The sequence below is a fragment of the Rhodococcus sp. USK13 genome, assembly GCF_018343855.1.
In the GTDB taxonomy this organism is placed as follows: domain Bacteria; phylum Actinomycetota; class Actinomycetes; order Mycobacteriales; family Mycobacteriaceae; genus Rhodococcus_F; species Rhodococcus_F oxybenzonivorans.
Genome location: NZ_CP069241.1, coordinates 204,982 through 221,725 on the forward strand (window position 1 = coordinate 204,982; position 16,744 = coordinate 221,725).

General features: G+C 66.2%; 12 protein-coding genes, 1 tRNA gene and 4 pseudogenes. 8 read left to right on the forward strand and 9 right to left on the reverse strand.

The features are described 5' to 3' along the window. Positions 1-307 precede the first annotated feature (307 nt). The 5 genes and pseudogenes from JQT59_RS00950 to JQT59_RS00970 form a co-directional block, all read right to left on the reverse strand. Positions 308-1,567, reverse strand: a complete 1,260-nt coding sequence (locus JQT59_RS00950) for a PIN domain-containing protein (RefSeq protein WP_213571201.1) — start codon at positions 1,565-1,567, stop codon at positions 308-310. A gap of 561 nt (positions 1,568-2,128) precedes the next feature. Next, positions 2,129-2,575 (reverse strand): annotated as a pseudogene (locus JQT59_RS00955) (class I SAM-dependent methyltransferase); the annotation flags it as partial. A 165-nt stretch (positions 2,576-2,740) separates the two neighbouring features. Further along, on the reverse strand, positions 2,741-2,947 hold the full coding sequence (locus tag JQT59_RS00960; protein WP_213571205.1) for a hypothetical protein: 207 nt from the start codon (positions 2,945-2,947) through the stop codon (positions 2,741-2,743). A gap of 97 nt (positions 2,948-3,044) precedes the next feature. Continuing rightward, a complete protein-coding gene (locus tag JQT59_RS00965) occupies positions 3,045-3,332 on the reverse strand; it encodes a hypothetical protein (protein WP_213571207.1) in 288 nt (95 codons plus the stop codon). A gap of 138 nt (positions 3,333-3,470) precedes the next feature. Beyond that, positions 3,471-3,830, reverse strand: a complete 360-nt coding sequence (locus JQT59_RS00970) for a hypothetical protein (protein ID WP_213571209.1) — start codon at positions 3,828-3,830, stop codon at positions 3,471-3,473. A 121-nt stretch (positions 3,831-3,951) separates the two neighbouring features. Here JQT59_RS00970 and JQT59_RS00975 point away from each other — a divergent pair. The 3 genes and pseudogenes from JQT59_RS00975 to JQT59_RS00985 form a co-directional block, all read left to right on the forward strand. Further along, a pseudogene (locus JQT59_RS00975) lies at positions 3,952-4,704 on the forward strand (phospholipase D-like domain-containing protein); the annotation flags it as partial. A 593-nt stretch (positions 4,705-5,297) separates the two neighbouring features. Further along, a complete protein-coding gene (locus JQT59_RS00980; RefSeq protein ID WP_213571211.1) occupies positions 5,298-6,353 on the forward strand; it encodes a PDDEXK nuclease domain-containing protein in 1,056 nt (351 codons plus the stop codon). 1,294 nt (positions 6,354-7,647) lie between these two features. Continuing rightward, entirely contained in the window at positions 7,648-9,522 is a 1,875-nt protein-coding gene (locus tag JQT59_RS00985; protein WP_213571213.1) for an RNB domain-containing ribonuclease, read from the forward strand. Between the two features lie 69 nt (positions 9,523-9,591). Here the strand turns inward: JQT59_RS00985 and JQT59_RS00990 are convergent. Next, a pseudogene (locus JQT59_RS00990) lies at positions 9,592-10,907 on the reverse strand (IS256 family transposase). Positions 10,908-11,615: 708 nt separating this feature from the next. Here JQT59_RS00990 and JQT59_RS00995 point away from each other — a divergent pair. Together JQT59_RS00995 and JQT59_RS01000 are read left to right on the forward strand one after the other, a co-directional pair. After that, positions 11,616-12,576 (forward strand): annotated as a pseudogene (locus JQT59_RS00995) (phosphatidylserine/phosphatidylglycerophosphate/cardiolipin synthase family protein). 270 nt (positions 12,577-12,846) lie between these two features. Next, positions 12,847-13,299 carry a hypothetical protein gene (locus JQT59_RS01000; RefSeq protein ID WP_213571215.1) on the forward strand — a complete coding sequence of 151 codons (453 nt, stop codon included), beginning with the start codon at positions 12,847-12,849 and terminating at the stop codon, positions 13,297-13,299. Positions 13,300-13,439: 140 nt separating this feature from the next. Here JQT59_RS01000 and JQT59_RS01005 read toward each other — a convergent pair whose 3' ends face one another. Beyond that, positions 13,440-13,610 carry a hypothetical protein gene (locus JQT59_RS01005; protein WP_213571576.1) on the reverse strand — a complete coding sequence of 57 codons (171 nt, stop codon included), beginning with the start codon at positions 13,608-13,610 and terminating at the stop codon, positions 13,440-13,442. 125 nt (positions 13,611-13,735) lie between these two features. On the opposite strand from JQT59_RS01005, the gene JQT59_RS01010 reads away from it, so the two are divergent. The 3 genes from JQT59_RS01010 to JQT59_RS01020 all read left to right on the forward strand — a co-directional run bounded on the left by JQT59_RS01010 (position 13,736) and on the right by JQT59_RS01020 (position 15,891). Next, positions 13,736-14,449: a hypothetical protein gene (locus JQT59_RS01010; RefSeq protein WP_213571217.1), complete on the forward strand. Its 714-nt coding sequence runs from the start codon at positions 13,736-13,738 to the stop codon at positions 14,447-14,449. Continuing rightward, positions 14,449-15,249 carry an RES family NAD+ phosphorylase gene (locus JQT59_RS01015; protein ID WP_213571219.1) on the forward strand — a complete coding sequence of 267 codons (801 nt, stop codon included), beginning with the start codon at positions 14,449-14,451 and terminating at the stop codon, positions 15,247-15,249. The genes JQT59_RS01010 and JQT59_RS01015 overlap by 1 nt, the downstream gene beginning before the upstream one ends. A 351-nt stretch (positions 15,250-15,600) precedes the next feature. Continuing rightward, a complete protein-coding gene (locus tag JQT59_RS01020) occupies positions 15,601-15,891 on the forward strand; it encodes a DUF4193 domain-containing protein (protein ID WP_213571221.1) in 291 nt (96 codons plus the stop codon). Positions 15,892-16,057: 166 nt separating this feature from the next. Here the strand turns inward: JQT59_RS01020 and JQT59_RS01025 are convergent. Together JQT59_RS01025 and JQT59_RS01030 are read right to left on the reverse strand one after the other, a co-directional pair. Then, a tRNA-Ile gene (locus JQT59_RS01025) sits at positions 16,058-16,131 on the reverse strand. An 83-nt stretch (positions 16,132-16,214) separates the two neighbouring features. After that, entirely contained in the window at positions 16,215-16,562 is a 348-nt protein-coding gene (locus tag JQT59_RS01030) for a hypothetical protein (protein ID WP_213571547.1), read from the reverse strand. Positions 16,563-16,744 lie beyond the last annotated feature (182 nt).

Below are 16,744 nucleotides of genomic sequence, written 5' to 3' on the forward strand. Positions count from 1 at the left end.
GCCGGAGGCCCGTAGGCCTCCGGCTCCCACAGAACCGTGCGTGACAGTCTCCCGTCACACGGCTCTTCCCATTCCTGCCGTTGAGACCTGCGTGGTCATCCTCCAATGGACAAACGCCCGTGGATACGGACACGCCCAAGCCGCACCGTACCGCCAGGAAGGTCGATTCGAAAGGAGGCCCCGGTCAACGCAGCAACGCGACCACCTGAGTAATCCTCATGGTGGGGCAGTCCTCCGCCTGCGGGGACGATCACGGTGGAGGTCCGTGCACTACTGCGGCAGGTCAGAGCGAGTCACGCGACTGCGTCTACAACGAGGATGGGGGAAAATTCTTGTCCTGTCGCAGACTTTCTGCGACCTTCGAGAAGTTCGGGTCTGAGAGCAATCCCGAGTCATCATAATTCAGAAGTAGATCTCGAACTCTCCGGAACTTTTCTTGCCTGCCAGAATCATCGGGGTCCCCTTCGATGAATGACCGAAGGTCATCCAAAAGGGCACGCTCATTCTTCTGCTGGTTCTCGACCAGCCACAAAGCGAGTTGAACATCTTTCTCCTCAGGCTCTCGGCCACCTTGCATCATCGCTACAGCACGGACCAGCGTCGCATGCGCCACCTTCCCTTCGGGAAGTTCCCTCAGGAGCCGTGCGATCTCCTCGCTCCTCGACGGGTGACGAAGCCTGCTGATTAACGATCCCAGAGAGGCGGTCTCCGATGCTACCGGCGGGGTCACACTCGTGATTGTCTCGTCGTCGATGCTGATCGAGAGGTGTTCCTTCGCGTATTGCAGTAAGGACCTGAGGGTGGTCTGGTGGTAGGGAACGGTGGTACCCGTGCTGGCCCACTCGGCACGAAGTTCGGTCCGAGGGCCGACGACCTTCCCGCTGCTTCGGCGGTACCAATCCTCCTTGACATCGTCCGTGACGAACAGGACTGGGCTGTCCGCGGATTTCGCCAAGTCCAGCAGTTCGAACCAGATCAGCACGTCGCCGGTCGGATCCTGCTTCTTGTCAGAATCTTTGTATCCGGGCGGTGTCCGCGAATCGATCCGCTTGCGTGCTCGTTCTTGTCGATCGTTCAAGTCGGCCGGTTTTGATCCGATGCTCTCCGCGCCGAGCATCGAATCTAGCGCGTTGCGGACCGGATCGTCATGTCTCGCATCTTCATACCGAATGGAGTGCGTTTTGTGGAGATCGCCCAACAGGGTCTCCATCTCGGAGGCGAACTGCTGGATTGCGCCTGCCACCTGATCGCGAATCTCCGGATCCCGGATGGTGTTCTCGGCCTTTGCCTTCAGCTTGATAATCTCGGCATTGAGGTCGCCGTACGCCTTCTCCTGTTCAGTGATCCTATCCAGCCGTCCCCGCTGATACTCAAGTCCCACCTGGTATGGGATCCACAAGCGCCCGGCTACGCTGCGCAAGACCTCCAGCACCTGGAAACGCTGCTTGTTGTTCACCCGATAGAGCGAGAAGAGCACATTCGTATCGAGCACGATTGTGCCCGTCATGACGAAGGCAGCGATTTCATCCGCGTCGGGTTCGTACCATTCGGGAAATACGGACTTCATCGATGGGGTCGAACCTTTCAAGTATTGACGGCTGCCAGTGACTGCAACGCCTACCGCAACATTAGAAGAATCGTAGCGGGTGCATGTTGCCGATCTCCGCGGCACGCTCGCACCTCCACTTCCGTGGCCGATTTGGGTACCGCCGATGTGGGCGTTCCTCATCGGCGGCCTCGGCGCGCACACGTGGCACCGCCCAGCAGCCGAACCGAGTCCATCCGGCTCCGCGACCAAGCAACGCCCGCGACGGCGGTCCAATTCGCTCCAGGGGGGCTACTCGATTCGATCCCTCCTGGAAGGGGACATGCCATCCTCGCAGTTCACGGCCTGTATCCAATACGTTGCCTGGGAGGCCGCCGATCCCGGATCCGGCAAACCCGGCGTTCGCACCCGCTACCGTTTGACTATGGGGACCACGTTCCACGGTCCGAGCCCGTGGCCGCACACCACCCGCGCCATCCGAACCCGCGGTCCCGGTTCACGCCAGTACCGAACCTCCTGCTCGCGCCCACCGACGCGCCAGATGTCTGTTTCCAGCACCACATCGAAATACGAACCGCCCTTACGGAGCCAATCCGTCGTCGCGTGCTGCGTCGAGATCACACACCGACCACCCGGCCGCAGCACCCGAAAGAACTCACGGAATGTGGCGCGACGATCAGCAGCGTAATGAATCGCCAAGGCACACAGAACGCTGTCGAACGATCCGTCGCCATACGGCAATGGCTGATCGAGGCTGGCCTGCCGGATCTCCACACCCTCGCCCACGCGTTGCCGGGCGAGCCGGATCATTTCCTCGCTGCCATCGAATCCCCACACCCGAGCTCCACCCTCGATCAACTCCTCGAGGTAGAAACCTGGGCCGCACGCCGCATCCAAAACGTCCTGGTCCGCGACGTTCCCGAGAGCGGCGAGCATCGCGGGCCGGTCATAGTGCGCGTTGGCCGCCCCACCAGCTGCATGATCTGCGAAATCCTGTCCCATCGTTTCGTACGCCACCCAAGAATCCATGCCGAGGAACGATACTTCGTCCGCCAGATTGCTTCGCCACGTGAGCGAACCGTCACCGGGTGGGTCCTCGGACGACAACGTTCGCAGGTTTCGATGAGAGCTACCCGGCTACGCACACTGGGTGCCGCGAAAGGAGGGGACGTGTCATTTCCCCCGGTCAGCGGCCTAACTTGGGGCGCTGGAGGCGAGTCGGGAGTTGTTGGCCAGGGCGGCGCCGACGGTGAGGGTGATCAGAACCGCCGCGACCGCGGCGAGGCCCCATATCTTGTGCTCGGCCAGGCGGCCCAGCAGAGCGGCACCGGCCACCGTCGCCGAAGACCCGAGGCTGCGATTAGGTCGAATCGCCGCGTGCGCGTCGGTGACGCCAGCCACGGCAGCGGCCGACCGGTGTTCTCGCGCAACGTCCGTGCCACCGAGGCGGTGTAGAGCGCCACTCCAGCCGCGGAGATCCCCGCACCTAGCACCACTGTCACCGGGACGTGTCATCCGTGCAGGTGGAGCCGTTTTCGGGCCGGTAGCCGTTGCCGCGGGCAGTGGTGTGGAGGCTGTCGACGTTGATGCTGACGACCCGGCCGGGCCGGGTGACGTCGCCTGTTTCGGTGTTGCGTGCCTGCACCACGGTGCACACCGCGGTGGTGCCGAGGGTTCCGGCGTCGGTGAAGTCGTCGACCCGCAGGGAGCGGATCACCGTGCGGCGGGTGTCGTCGAGCCAGATCTGGCCGATACGGATTTCATCGCCGTGCCGGTTGGTCATCATCGCGGGCATGGTGGGTTCTCCCCCACATTGATCCGAACAGGGCAGATTACACATCCCCCGGAACACGAGCAACTGGCTCCGGTCCTACGGAATCTGGCTCAACAGCCAGGGACCCGCCGCGTTTCATACAGCCGCGAGCTACCCGACGAGATTGGCCGACTCGTCCCAGTCCCGCGCCACAGCACGACTACGCGTTCGCCGATCGTGAGCGACCTCGACTGCTAGGCCTCCCATGCGGAGGAGCACCGGAACATTCACGTGCCGCAGCGCCATATCCTTCCGGTCATCGAGGATGATCATCCGTGCCAGCGTCTTCCCTGCGGAGGCGAGCCCGACCAGTGAATGGGCGGCGAGGAGCAGCTCATTGCGCCGGGCCTGCTCCCGCTCGTCCAGGTGGGTGCTGCCGGTGGCCGCGGACGCCCGGGCATGCACATGGGTGCAGAGGATGACCTCGGTGGTGACCACGCTCAGCGAGGGGGTGAGGATCCCGGATCGCACGCTCAGGCCGTTGCCCGCCGACGTGCCCAGGGTACACCTCGTGCGCGAACGTCCGCAGTGTCCGGTTGTCGAGCTCGTACAGCCAGGAGGAGCCGGGCATCGGGGTCACCAAGTCCGCCGCTCCCCCGCCGCCCTCGCCCACTACTTGGACAAGGGGGTGCGGGTGCTGTCGTCACCGACCCTGCACGCCAAGGTGATCGCCACCAACACCCGGGCGGTGATCGGGTCCGCGAACGCCTCCGACAATTCCACCCTCGCCGACGACGCCGTGATCATCACCGACGACCCCAACATCATCGCCTCCGTGCGGACGTTCACCGACAGCCTCGACGAGATCACCGAGGTCGATCAAGTGTTCCTCGACAACGCCATCCTCGAATGGGAGATCGGCCGCGACGTCCCACTACCCGGGGTCACCGGCCGCGTCCACACCGACACAGACTTCCTCCCCGCCCCGATGACCCGAATGTTCGTCAAACACGCCGTCGACTACGAACCCACCCACACCGAACAACAAGTCCTCGACAACCAGCGCGGCCGGCACCCCGGCCGCGGTGGCCCGGCGGTGAAGTACCAGCTCGAATCACTCCGGCTCGACACCCCCGGCACCATCCGGCGCGGCGACCTGATCGTCTTCGTCTCCACCGGCGACGAATGGATCCACCCGCCGGCCGTGGTGATCTCCGATCCGATGCGCATCCCACGGTCCGGCGGGGCGGTGCTGTTCTTCCTCCGCACCCGCACCGACCTGCCACCCCTACCCCTCCCAGGCGCCGAGAAGACGCTCACCGACCTCGGGCACCCCGGCTCACGGCTACGGACCGACCACTACGTCCGCTCCCCCAACCTCCGGACCGCGCTGCTCGCACTATGGACCTCTGAGCAGCTGCGGCCACAAAAGGAGCGGCGCACACCAACACCGAGCCACCCAACCGCTCCAATGCGACGCGGGTCTGCGGGGAACACGACAGCGTTCTCGCCCGCGAACTCTCGGACTCGACAATGCCTGGCGTGTAACTGCTGCTCGCTCACCGCCCAACACCATCTCCGTCGATACCGTCACCGATTCCACCCCTACCCACGCCCCACGAGAACTTACTGCCGGGGAGGTCAATACCGATGAGCCACAAGACGGGTGTCAAGTAGGGCCGGGCAATCCTCGTCATCGAGCGTCCCGGCCGGGCTGCGGCCGTGGTCACTAGCTGGCGCCGTCCGCCGTGCGTGTTCCCGGCCGCCGCTGACCCCAGCCTCAGTCGATACACGCACAGTCACACGCTGCATCACACGCACTGGTGCACGTGAACCTGCAGGTGCACTCCAATCTCCGCCCGCCGGGCCGATAGCCGATCCTCAAACGGACCCGGCCGTAGCCCGAGACTCCACTGACCGCTCCAGCCCGGCTTCACCTGGGTCGCATCCCGCGATGCCAGGGGGTCAGCCGTCAGCCGATTCCATTAGCCTCGAGCAATGTCCTCCCCCGTCCCTACCGACTACGCCGCCACGCTCGAAAGCATCAAGCGGCTCGTGCATGAGGCGCGCTACGTCGCCCAGCGCCGAGTGAACACCGAACTGCTCAGACTCTATTGGCAGATCGGGGCGACGATCATCGAGCGACAGAAGACAGCCCCGTGGGGCAGCAAGGTCCTGTCCCGACTCTCCGCGGATCTGCGCACAGAGTTTCCCGGAGCGAAGGGTTTCTCACCGGCCAACCTCAAGTACATGCGCAGGTTCGCCGAGGCGTGGCCCGACCCCGAGGCAATCGGTCAACGACCCGTTGGCCAATTGCCCTGGGGTCATGTCATCGAGTTGCTCGAGAAGCTCGATGACGCCGAGTTACGCGACTGGTACAGCGCCAAGGACATCGCACATGGCTGGAGTCGCCCCGTGCTGGCGCACCAGATCAAGACCCAACTGCACCTGCGAGAGGGTGCCGCCCCCTCCAACTTCCCGCACGCTCTCGAGCGCACCGATTCCGAGCTCGCTCAGCAGATCACCAAGGATCCATTCACGCTTGAGTTCCTCGCCATCGACGGGGACGCCGCCGAGCGACAGCTCGAGGATCGGCTCGTCGAACGCATCATCGACACCCTTCGCGAGCTCGGCCCCGGATTCGCGTTCGTGGGCCGCCAGGTCCACTTCGATGTCGAGGGCGATGCATACTTCGTCGACCTACTTTTCTTTCACGTCGAGCAACTCCGGTACGTGGTCATCGAACTCAAGACCACGAAATTCGACCCACGCGACGCCGGCCAGCTCGGCTTCTACGTCGCCCTCGTCGAGGACAGACTGCGCAGGCCACAGCACCAGCCCACGGTCGGGATGCTGCTGGTGGCGGACAAGAACGAGTCCGTCGTCCGGTACGCACTGGCCGGCACCACCCAGCCGATCGCCGTCTCCCGCTACGATCTCTCGCCCGCCGAGCAGGCCGCGCTCCCCGCCGAGGACGCCCTCACCCGCGCGGTCGCCCTCGAGCTCGACGACCACACCCCGCAGTCGACGAAACCCCATCAGAAACACTCGTAACGCGATGGATCCGGTGTGTGATGTCGGACGTTCGTCTCCGATAGGGGATCCCGCTTACCGGATCGCACACCACACCCTGAGGCAAGTGTTAGGGCGTCCGGATCGCCCGTCGCGGCAGGGGCATCGGCAGTCAGAAGAGGGTGGAGTGCCCCCGTCCACTTTCCCGGAAACAGGACATCGCACCTGCGTTAGCCCGCAACGGGTCCCGGCTCGCGTCGGCGCGCACGTGGCGTGAGTGCGATGCGGATCCGTCGGATCGGCCGGAGCGCCGCGGGCTCACAGGACGCCCCGCCGCCAACCCGGCAGGCGCGCACATCAGTCGTCACGCAGCTCGGTCGGTGGGACCTGATGGTGCTCCGACGCAGTTTCAAGGCGCGGGCGGGCGGTTCCTCACAGGTCGGCGACCCTCGACGGAGCGCACGATGACCGGCCGGTCAGTGGCGCGAGCGGGCCTGGTCCCCGGTCTGCATCGCCAGGACGGCAGCGAACGCCGCGGCCAGCACCATCAGCAGAAGCACTACATTCACGAGACTATCCCCCGTCGCTGGTCAGCGGGGGCCGTCGGGCGGGCGGGGCTGCGGTCGTCAGCGAACATGGCCTCGATCCTCGACTTGATCTCCGCGGTACTCATAGCACCAGGCCGCCGCACCGGTCGGGTGGTGATCGAAGACGCCGGAATCATCGAGGCTGTGGTCATGCGCCCTACCCTTCGTCGTGTCGGCGGACGGCACTCACCCCGTCAGTGCGCACCATCATGTGATCCTCTTCACATTTTCTGTTGCTGACGTTGTACACCACAGCCGTCCTAGACTCCACCCGGGCAGTGGCACCACCCTGGACCGACCCCCTGATGGGGACCGCAACCCCCTTCGGCTGCGGGCCGACGCCGCGCGTGGGCCACCCACAAGATCACAGGCCCGCGCGGGGCCGGCGGTGCGACCGTGTGCGGACGCCACTTCAGGCGACCACGTCCGGGGGCCGGGGGACATCAACGTCGAGAAGGGAACTCGCCAGACCGGGGGCACCTGCATTGCGGAGCACCATCGTGTCTTGCCTGATGAAAGGCTCGGCGTCCTCATCGTGACCGCTAGTTTTGCCCCGCGAAAACCACCACCAAGACCGTCAGTATCGTCGGCCGAGTAGTGACACCCCGCAGTGCCGACCGCACACCATTCCATGGGACCTCACACGAGAACGCCACCCCGCGCCTGCGGGGTGGCCCGGCGTGTGCCGGCAACCCGCGACGGCAGCCGGTTATCGTCGGATACCTGTAGAGAACCAAGGGGGATCGATCATGGCATCACCGACCACGACCGACATGTCGACGCTGCTGATGATCGATTCCGCGTCTGCCCGGGACCGGGACGACGCCTTCTCGGTCATCCCGCTCGCTGGTGGCCGCGGGTGGGCGGTGGAGGTTCATATCTCCGGTGTCGCCGACGTCGTCGGTCTCGGGTCGGTGGCCGACGAGCAGGCGTTCCTGCGGGCCGAGACCCGCTATCTGCGCAGCCGCACCATTGCGATGCTCGGCGAGACGGCCGAACAGGCGGCCACCCTGACCACCGAAGCCGCGCGGACCACTCTGCGGATCACCGGCACTATCACCACCGACGGTCGGTTGGTTGACGTCACCGTCGCCCGCGGCGAGATTCCGTCCGGTCGGTGCGTGGCAGTCGATCACGCTCAGGTTCCGGACATTCTGACCGACCCCCGCCATCCATTGCATGCCCAGCTGGCCGCGGCGGATGCCGCCGCGCAGGTCTTGCTCGGCGCCCGCCGTGATGGCGGGGCGCTGGCGTTCTACGACCTCACCCAAGGGTGGGCGGCCAACGAGGACGGGGCGATCGTGGCGATCGCCGCCGAACTGCGGACCGTTGCCTACGTCATCGTGCAGGAGCTGATGATCGCTACCAACGAGGCTGTGGCGTTGTGGTGTGTGGAGCGGGGGTTGCCGATCTTGTTCCGCAACCACCGGCCCAACCCGGTCGCCGGTAGCACCGACGAGCTGATGACCGAGATCGCCGCCGCGGCCGGGGACCCGGACCTGTTCGCGAAACTGCGTGGGAGACTGCTGTCGACGCTGCGGGCCGCGACCTACGACCCGACGGTCCACGGGCACTACGGGCTACGGTTGAGCGCCTACACCCATGTCACCTCACCGTTGCGGCGGGTGGCTGATCTGATCAACCAGTGGATCATCTTCGCCCACCTCGACCACTGTTCCGCCCCCTACATCCCGGATCAGTTGGCCGCCCTCGGCGCCGATCTGAACCGGCGCACCCGCGCCGCCCGAGAGGCGAAGAAGAATCACTTCAAGCACGCCGACCAACGCATCGTCGCCGAGCAGGCCACCACAGATCTCACCACCCTCGATTCCCGCACCTTCCACAAGGTGCTCAAATCCGCAGCCACCGAACCGCTTCGGGCCGCACTCGCCGCCGAGCTCGTCCGCCGAGTCGATGCCGACCTGCTGACCGCCCCGGACGTCGCGGTCCTGATCGACGTCGCCGACCCCACGTGGCTCCCGGCTCAACTCCGCGTCCTGGATACCCTGGCCGATACTCACCCGGAGATGGGCCCCAGCGTGGCGTCGGTGTGGCGGCAGACCCACCCCGACCAACCGCCCACCGACCTCGAGACCCGGCGCAGCGGCGCCGACCACCACCCACTGTTCGCCGCCCGCGCCACCCACCTCGGCGTCCGCGGATCCTGGACCATCGCGGCTGCGAAAAAGCCGGCCGAACAGGCCGCCCTCTGGGCCGCCATACGCGCGCAACTGACCGGCACCGACCACCCCGGCCCGGAACCCGAATGGCCTGCAGCACCGCAGAACCCGCAGCCCCCTGCCACGCCCGCGTCCGCAGATCCCGGCCCGGCCATCGCCTCGCCACCGCACGATACGACCACGCTGACCGTACTGAACCTGGACGGGGCGAAGAAGTCCAAGGCCCTGTCCAACCCCATCGCCTGGCTGATGAGCCTCGCCCAGAACAACGATCAGCCCCCGCCCGAGTGGGAGATCCGCACCGATGGTCCCGCGCACGCACTGCGCTTCACCGCCACCGTGCACCTCGCCGGCCACACCGCCACCGCCGATGCGACCACGAAAACCGCGGCGAAGACCGCATCGGCCACCGCGCTCATCGAGGCACTCTTCGCCCGGCAATGATGCCGCCGCGCGGTCTTGTGTGGACCGCGGGGGTCTGTCCAGATAACGGTGTAATTGGTTGATTTGTGGCTACTTTCGTCCTGAGGATAGGCGTCCGTCGAAGGTGATCTCGAAGGCATTCAGTGCTGCCTTCCATCGGTTGGACCAGCGCTGGCGGGCGGTGCCTGTGGGTTCGAGGCTCATGATGGCCAGGTACACACACTTCAGGCCGCGGCCTCCGTCGGGAAATGGCCGCGGGCCTTCACGGCCCTGCGAATTCGGGCGTTGACCGACTCGATCGCGTTGGTCGTGTAGATGACCTGCCTTATCGCGTGGTCGAACTGCAGGAACGGCCGCGTTCTCGGCCCAGGTGTTGGTCCAGAGCCGGATGATCGCGGGATAGCGTTTCTCCCATTTCTCACTGAACTCGGCGAACCGGTCCAGCGCGGCCTGTTCCGACGGCGCGGTATAGACCGGTTTGAGGTCCTTGGCGATCTCGGCCCAGTCCTTGCGAGAGGCGTAGGCGTAGGTGTTGCGGAGGAGGTGCACCACACAGGATTGCACGATAGTCTGCGGCCACACCTGTCCGATCGAGTCGGGAAGATGCTTCAGACCGTCGCACACGACTATCAGAACATCCTGCACACCGCGGTTTTTCAGCTCCGACAACACCCGAAGCCAGTACTTCGCCCCCTCCCCGTCGCCGTGCTCGCCGGCCCACAACCCGAGGATGTCTCGGGTGCCGTCCACGGTCACGCCCATCACAACGTAGATCGGCCGGTTGGCCACGTTGCCGTCGCGGATCTTGACGTGGATACAGTCGATGAACAGCACCGGATACACCGGATCGAGGGGCCGGTTCTGCCACTCGAGCATGCCGTCCATCACCCGCTCGGTGGGGGTACCTCCCTGCACGCAGTGCTTGGGGGAATCGTCGAGATCGTCTGCTTGGACACCTCGGCGCCATAGACCTCGGCCATGTGCGCAGAAATCTCACCGGTGGTCAACCCCTTGGCCGACAGCGAGATCACCATGTCTTCCACCCCGGTCAGCCGTCGCTGCCGCTTGGCCACGATCTTCGGCTCAAAGGAGGAATCCCGGTCACGGGGCACGTCGAGCTCAACCGGCCCGGCCTCGGTCAACACGGTCTTGGCGCGCCTGCCGTTGCGCGAATTGCCGCTGCCCCTGCCAGCCGAGTCATTCCTGCCGTAGCCGAGGTGGTCATCCATCTCGCCCTCGAGCGCGGACTCGACCACCAGCTTGGTCAACTTCGCCAGCAACCCACCGTCTCCGGTGAGCTGCAAACCCTCGGCCCGCGCCTGATCCACCAGCTCCTGCAGCCGCGCGTCGCTGACACCCACACGTGCCGAGTTCGACTCGGCCTCACGATCAATCACATCAGTCATAATGGTGCATCTCCTTTCAGAGTTACACCGTTGTTCTTACAGTCCCGACCGCGGTAACACTCGGGCGTCGGGGCGGCTGAACCGCTGCCGGGGGGTTGGGCGAGAGCGGGTCGTCAGGCAGGCGGTCGAGACCGGCACGGATGCGAGATTTCCGGCCGATGCGTCGGCGGAGTGTCCGCACCGCGTTGCGGTGTGGACGGCGCCTGACCGGCATCGCCGAAATGGGTGCTACCCGCCCGATCGAGTGTCTTTGAACCTGCTTTTGGCGCCGCTTTTGTGCCCTCACTCCCCACCCATCGACAACTCATTTAGTCCCTGTGAACTGCAATCATGTTGCCACTCCCCCACTCCCCACCTGAATCGACGAGCCGTGAAAATGTGTGTCGCGGTTCGGCGACGAATACGGGACGGGAACAGGTGGCTGGCGAGCATGGCCCGGCTCGGCACAGGGAGAACTGAGTGTTTGCCGGTGGCCCCGTGCAGAACCGAGTGGGTCACGTCGAACGTGTACGAGCTCGAACGTCGGCATCATCTACAGCTCAGTCCCGCACGCTCGATGTCACTCCTCGAGCGACTTCCGAGTTCCCGACCCGCGCCGCGGCCCGTCTCCGCCGAAGAACTACGGGAGCCGCGGACCTTGCGGGGAGGGCGGCCGCCGACACTGCTGCAAAGCAGCTAACAGTGATCATCCCGCTACTCTTTCCGCGTATGGGGACCACCTTCCACACGCCGAGCCCCTGGCCGCACATCACCCGCGCCATCCGCACGCGCGGACCCCCGCACGCCGCGATCGCCTACCTCGGCAAGGACGCACCCACCCTGCTGCCGCTGCGCGCCGGAGACGTCCTCGTCATGCATGCCTCGAGGGCCGCGGTGCGTGCGCACGCCACCTCCCCGGCCGCGCTCGCGCACTACGTGGCCGCCGGGGTGCGGGTGCTGTCGTCACCGAACCTGCAGGCAGGCGTGATCGCCACCGGTAGGTGGGCGGTCATCGGCTCCGCAGGCGCCTCCCACAGCTCCACGATCTCGGATGAGGCCGTCGTCGTCAACGATGATCGGCGAGGTCGTCGCCGCCGTCCGGGCCTTCATCGACGGTATCGACGAGATCACCGAGGTCGACCAGGTGTTCCTCGACAACGCCACCGCCATCCGGCCGCCGATTCCGGGCCGTACCCCTGCCCGGGATCGGCGGCCGCAACCGCGGCGAACCCGACTTCCTCCCCACCCCGGTAACCCGGAAGTTCCTGTGGCACATGCCCATTACCAGCCCGGAACGGCGGAACAACACGAGCGTGCAGCCCACATCAGCCGCCACCGTATGTCCGCGGGGCCGGCGGCGAAGTACCAGCTCGAATGGTTCCGCATCGACACCCCCGGCAGCCGCGGCCGTGGCCAGCTCCAGCGGGGCGACGTCCTATCCAAGGTCACCACCGACAACGAATGGCTCTACTCGCCGGCGGTCGTGGACTCCGACCCGATCGCGATCCCCCACACCCGCACAGCGGTGGCGTACCACCTGCGTACCCGGGTCGACCTGGAGCCGATCGCGGTGACCGACGCGGAAGTACTACTCGCCGATGCCGGGCACCCAGGTCCCCGGCTGCGCACCGACCACAGCATCGTCTCCGCCAGCCTGCGGACCGCGCTGCTCCGACTCTGGAACCTGTGACCCGATCCGCACGTTTCAAGCGTGACCCGTGACTACGACATGTCCGCCCGGCGGCGACGGTGCAGCGAGATCGCCGGGGGGCACGGGCTGGAGTGATCGGGCCAACGCCAGGACGGGGAGGGCGCTTCCCTGCACCGGGGGCGGCCACGGATCCCGGCGGGCCGGTGCGCGAGCGCGGAATGGTCCTGCGCGCTGTCGATCAGCTTCTGGATTCCACCAGTGTCACGACCTGTGCACAGGTTGCCATCCGATCGCCCGAGAGGACCGGTCGTGAAGAATTCATTGCGCCCCCGTCTGCCGCGCCTTCTCGCGGCCGGAGTCGCAACCGTGGCGGCGCCGACGGCTGCGATCGTCGGGGCCCAGACTGTGTCCGCGGTACCGGTCGATACGGTTCTGCCGGTGCCGGTGGCCGGCAACACGCTGTCGTTTCAGTATGCGACGTGGATGGGAATCTGTCAGGGCCGCGTCATCGCGCAGACCGACATCGCGACACCGGGTCTCACGTACTTCCGCATGGAGACCGGATGCACCGGGACCGTGCATTGGCGCAACCTCACCACCGGCGCGGCCGGGGATGCCGAGGTGCGAGCATCCAACTCCCCACAATCACCGCCACCCGCCGCTGTCGCGACCGGGTCCGGTGTCCTCGTCGCCACCATCACCCTGGGCATCCCCTACAGCACCACATTCTGGCCGGGGATGGGTATGTGGACTGTGCCCTGACCTGGAACGCGGGCTGGTTTCCAGGCACGCGGGTGAAGTGGCAGCTGATATCGGCCCCCGTGACGTCATCGGGGCGCGGCCAACCCCGCGCCCGCCACCCCTTCGCGCCGGTGACCGGCACCCCGAGGATCTGCGCGGAATCAGGTGGGATCACACGGTGATCGTTCTAGCCTGTTGAGCTCATCGAGAACCTGGTCGACGGCGGTGGTCGGGATGCGGAAGTCGCTGCCCTCCGAAGCCCGCAGGCGGTCACGTATGTAGGCGAGCATGGCGAGTTCACGCTCGAGGTCTGCCGGCCTTCGGGCTCTCACGGTTTCATCGTGCCCTGAGTGTGCGGTGATCAACTGCGCGCCCCTTCTACTCGCTGCAACGAAAGCAACGAAAGCAACGAAAGCAACGATGTAAGATTACGGTGCAAACGTAGCAAGGAGTGCTCATGTCGACCCACCGATCGATCTCTCCCCGGCGTCACCACAAGCTCGCCGGCTACCGCATGCGCCGAGACACGGTGACCGGCCGCTACCCGCGTGTCGGCGACCGCCCGCAGGGCACGCCATCGCCGGACGAACGGCGCCGTTTGTCGGATCTGTCGACCCCCGAACTCATCGACGTCGTCGCCTCCGAACTCGCCGCCCGCCCCGAGATGCACCTGGTCCGCAACCAGGTCACCGCCCTGCTGGCGATGGCACCGACCCTCACCGACCGCACCCAGACCGCCCGGATCGGCGCCGACCTCGTCGACGACGCCATCGCACAGGCCGACCTCGAGCAAGCCGCCCGCCGGCACATCCTCGACCACCCCATGCTCACCGCCGGTCAGGTCGCCGCCGTCCTGCACCGGCCCGCAGCCGATCGCACCGTCGCCTCGAGGCTGCGCACCACCGGCAAGGTCGTGGCCCTCCCAGTGGGCAACAGCTACCGGTACCCGGCGTTCCAGTTCGACGAGGCCACCGCCGCGGTCCGCGAGGCCGTGGCCGCGGTCAACACGGCCCTCGGTGCGGCCGCCGACCCGTGGGGGGTGGCGTCGTGGTGGCTGACCCCCTCCACACGATTGTCCGAGGGGCAGACCCCGGCCGACCTCGCCGCCGACCCGGACCCCGCGGCGGGCCGGAAGCTCGAGCGGCTCGCCGCCGCGGTGCTGCCCGACTGATGCCGAACATCGAACCACCGGCCGCAGGTTTACTCCGGCCGGCGCATAAGACCGTGCTCACCCCCGGAACCAGGGTGTGGCGGGTACACAGCAACCACCGCGCCCCGCACGCCCCCAACCCGACCGCCCAGCCCGACGAACTCGCCGGTGGCCGGTTCGACTCCCTCGACGGCAGCTACGCCTACCTCTACCTCGCCGACAGCCCCGACGGGGCAATCGCCGAAACCCTCTGCCGGGACCTCCCCTTGCACCCATCGATCGATCGCTCGGATTGTGCCCGCCTCCGCAGTGGCCGGCCGTACTCTGACCGCGCGCCGTCACCCGCACCCTCACCACCGCCGCACTCCACGGCCCACACCTGGCCGCGGTCGGACAAGACCTCTGGCTCACCACATGCGAAGCCCGGCACTTTTGTCACCACCAGCCGGTGGGCGCACGCCATCCGCGCCGCCGACCCCGACCTCGACGGACTCGACTACCGGCCCCGGCACAACGAAGACACCCTCGCCTGGATCCTCACCACCAACCCCGCACTCACCCCCGACCTGACCCTCGACCCCACCACCGCGCCGCTGTCACTCGACCACGGCCCCGGTCGCTCGTCGCCCGCATCATCGCCGACCACAGCGCCATCCTCTCCCTCACCTGAACCACACCAGCGTCAACACCCGCCGACACATGACACCGAGGGTGATGCGTACCGACCGCAACGAACGGCAGCCGCTGGCGTCACTGTGCACGATCTCCGTTCAAGCCACCACCCCGGAAGCGCACGGACCAGTAAGGATTCGCCCACCTGACCCAGTGATGTCGCGCAAACCGCCTACCTGCCTTCCGAAAAGGGCAGGGTCCTCGCTCAGATACTCGTCAACTGGACACGTACGAAAATTGAATACTTCTACCACGCACCGTATTTCAAGAAAGAAGAACCGCGGTTCACCGAGGCCCGGACGGATCACCGGGCCGCCCTCAGCGCTCCCGCCCATCGCGTCGTCGCTCCGGCGAGACCGGCGCGGCGGCGCGCACGTGCGTCGGCGGGATGGCATCGGTGGCGGGGCAACCACAGCACCGGTAACCCCGGATGCGTGTCCCGGTAGCGGACCCTCTAGCCTGGCGGATCCGAACACCCAGAGCATGAGGAAGCAGCAGGCATGGCCACCGACTACGACGCCCCACGAGTCACCGAACCCGACGAGACGGACACCTCCCTCGAACAGCTGACCGCCAGCCGGAAAGACACCCAGTCCCCCGTCGTGGACGTCGAAGACACCGACACCGCCGAATCCTTCGAACTGCCCGGTGCCGACCTGTCCGGTGAAGAACTCACCGTCCGCGTCATCCCGAAGCAGGCGGACGAATTCACCTGCACCAGTTGCTTCCTCGTCCACCACCGCAGCCGGCTCGACGACCCCGCGCAGCTGATCTGCCGGGACTGCGGCTGAGAAAGCCGGAGCAGCCGACAACTCGGACGTTTCCGGTAGAAACGGTGCGATCCTCCGGCGCCACCACCCGACCGGAGGACCACGCGTCGCTGTCTCGCGCACACTCGCGGCTCGACGGCCTGACCCCGCCCCACGAGCCATTCGGGCGCGCTGGCGATGAACGCGGTGGGGCGGACGGGGCGCGAACCCGCGACCACCCGATTATGAGTCCACGGCTCTCACCGACTGAGCTACCGCCCCATCACCGCACCACCCCCACCATCGTGGGGCGTGGTGATGCTACCGGCCACCCCGCCGGCTCTCCCCGCCCGCGTCGGGAAGTCTCATGCGCGGCCGACGAGTTCCCGCACGTCACCGTCCTCATCGACCGCATACAGTGCCATCCTCAACAGATCGAGAATCCATTGAGGTGCCCGCACCGCAGCCTCCACCGAACGCGGCTGGTCCCGAACGACCAGCGCACACGACACCGACTGATCCGGCTCGCTCGGCATCCGCCTCACCAGCTGCCCGATCGCGGTATCGACATCCAACCCCGGTGCGGCGGTCGCACCCTTGACCTCGACGTAGAGCCGGCGCCCGTCCTTCTCGGCCACGATGTCGACGAAATCCACCTCGGTACGCACCATCCACCCCTGAGACGACAACCACCCCGCGAAGTCCCGGGCCACACGAGCCTCATCACCTCTCATACCGGACACCGCACGCCTAACACATCAGTTCCGAACCACACCACCACACAAACACGTCCAGTACTGTTGTGCCACGACTGAGGCACCCGACAGATCATGCGGTGAGATCGACGCAGCCCCGCCAGGACCTCATCCACGTCATTCATGTAATCAATTGCCTG

Excerpts from the sequence above, each read along its gene's own strand:
- JQT59_RS00950 (WP_213571201.1), bottom strand. The coding sequence starts at position 1,567 with ATGAAGTCCGTATTTCCCGAATGGTACGAACCCGACGCGGATGAAATC.
- JQT59_RS01010 (WP_213571217.1), top strand. The coding sequence starts at position 13,736 with ATGTCGACCCACCGATCGATCTCTCCCCGGCGTCACCACAAGCTCGCC.
- JQT59_RS00980 (WP_213571211.1), top strand. The coding sequence starts at position 5,298 with ATGTCCTCCCCCGTCCCTACCGACTACGCCGCCACGCTCGAAAGCATC.
- JQT59_RS01015 (WP_213571219.1), top strand. The coding sequence starts at position 14,449 with ATGCCGAACATCGAACCACCGGCCGCAGGTTTACTCCGGCCGGCGCAT.
- JQT59_RS00965 (WP_213571207.1), bottom strand. The coding sequence starts at position 3,332 with ATGATGACCAACCGGCACGGCGATGAAATCCGTATCGGCCAGATCTGG.
- JQT59_RS01020 (WP_213571221.1), top strand. The coding sequence starts at position 15,601 with ATGGCCACCGACTACGACGCCCCACGAGTCACCGAACCCGACGAGACG.
- JQT59_RS00985 (WP_213571213.1), top strand. The coding sequence starts at position 7,648 with ATGGCATCACCGACCACGACCGACATGTCGACGCTGCTGATGATCGAT.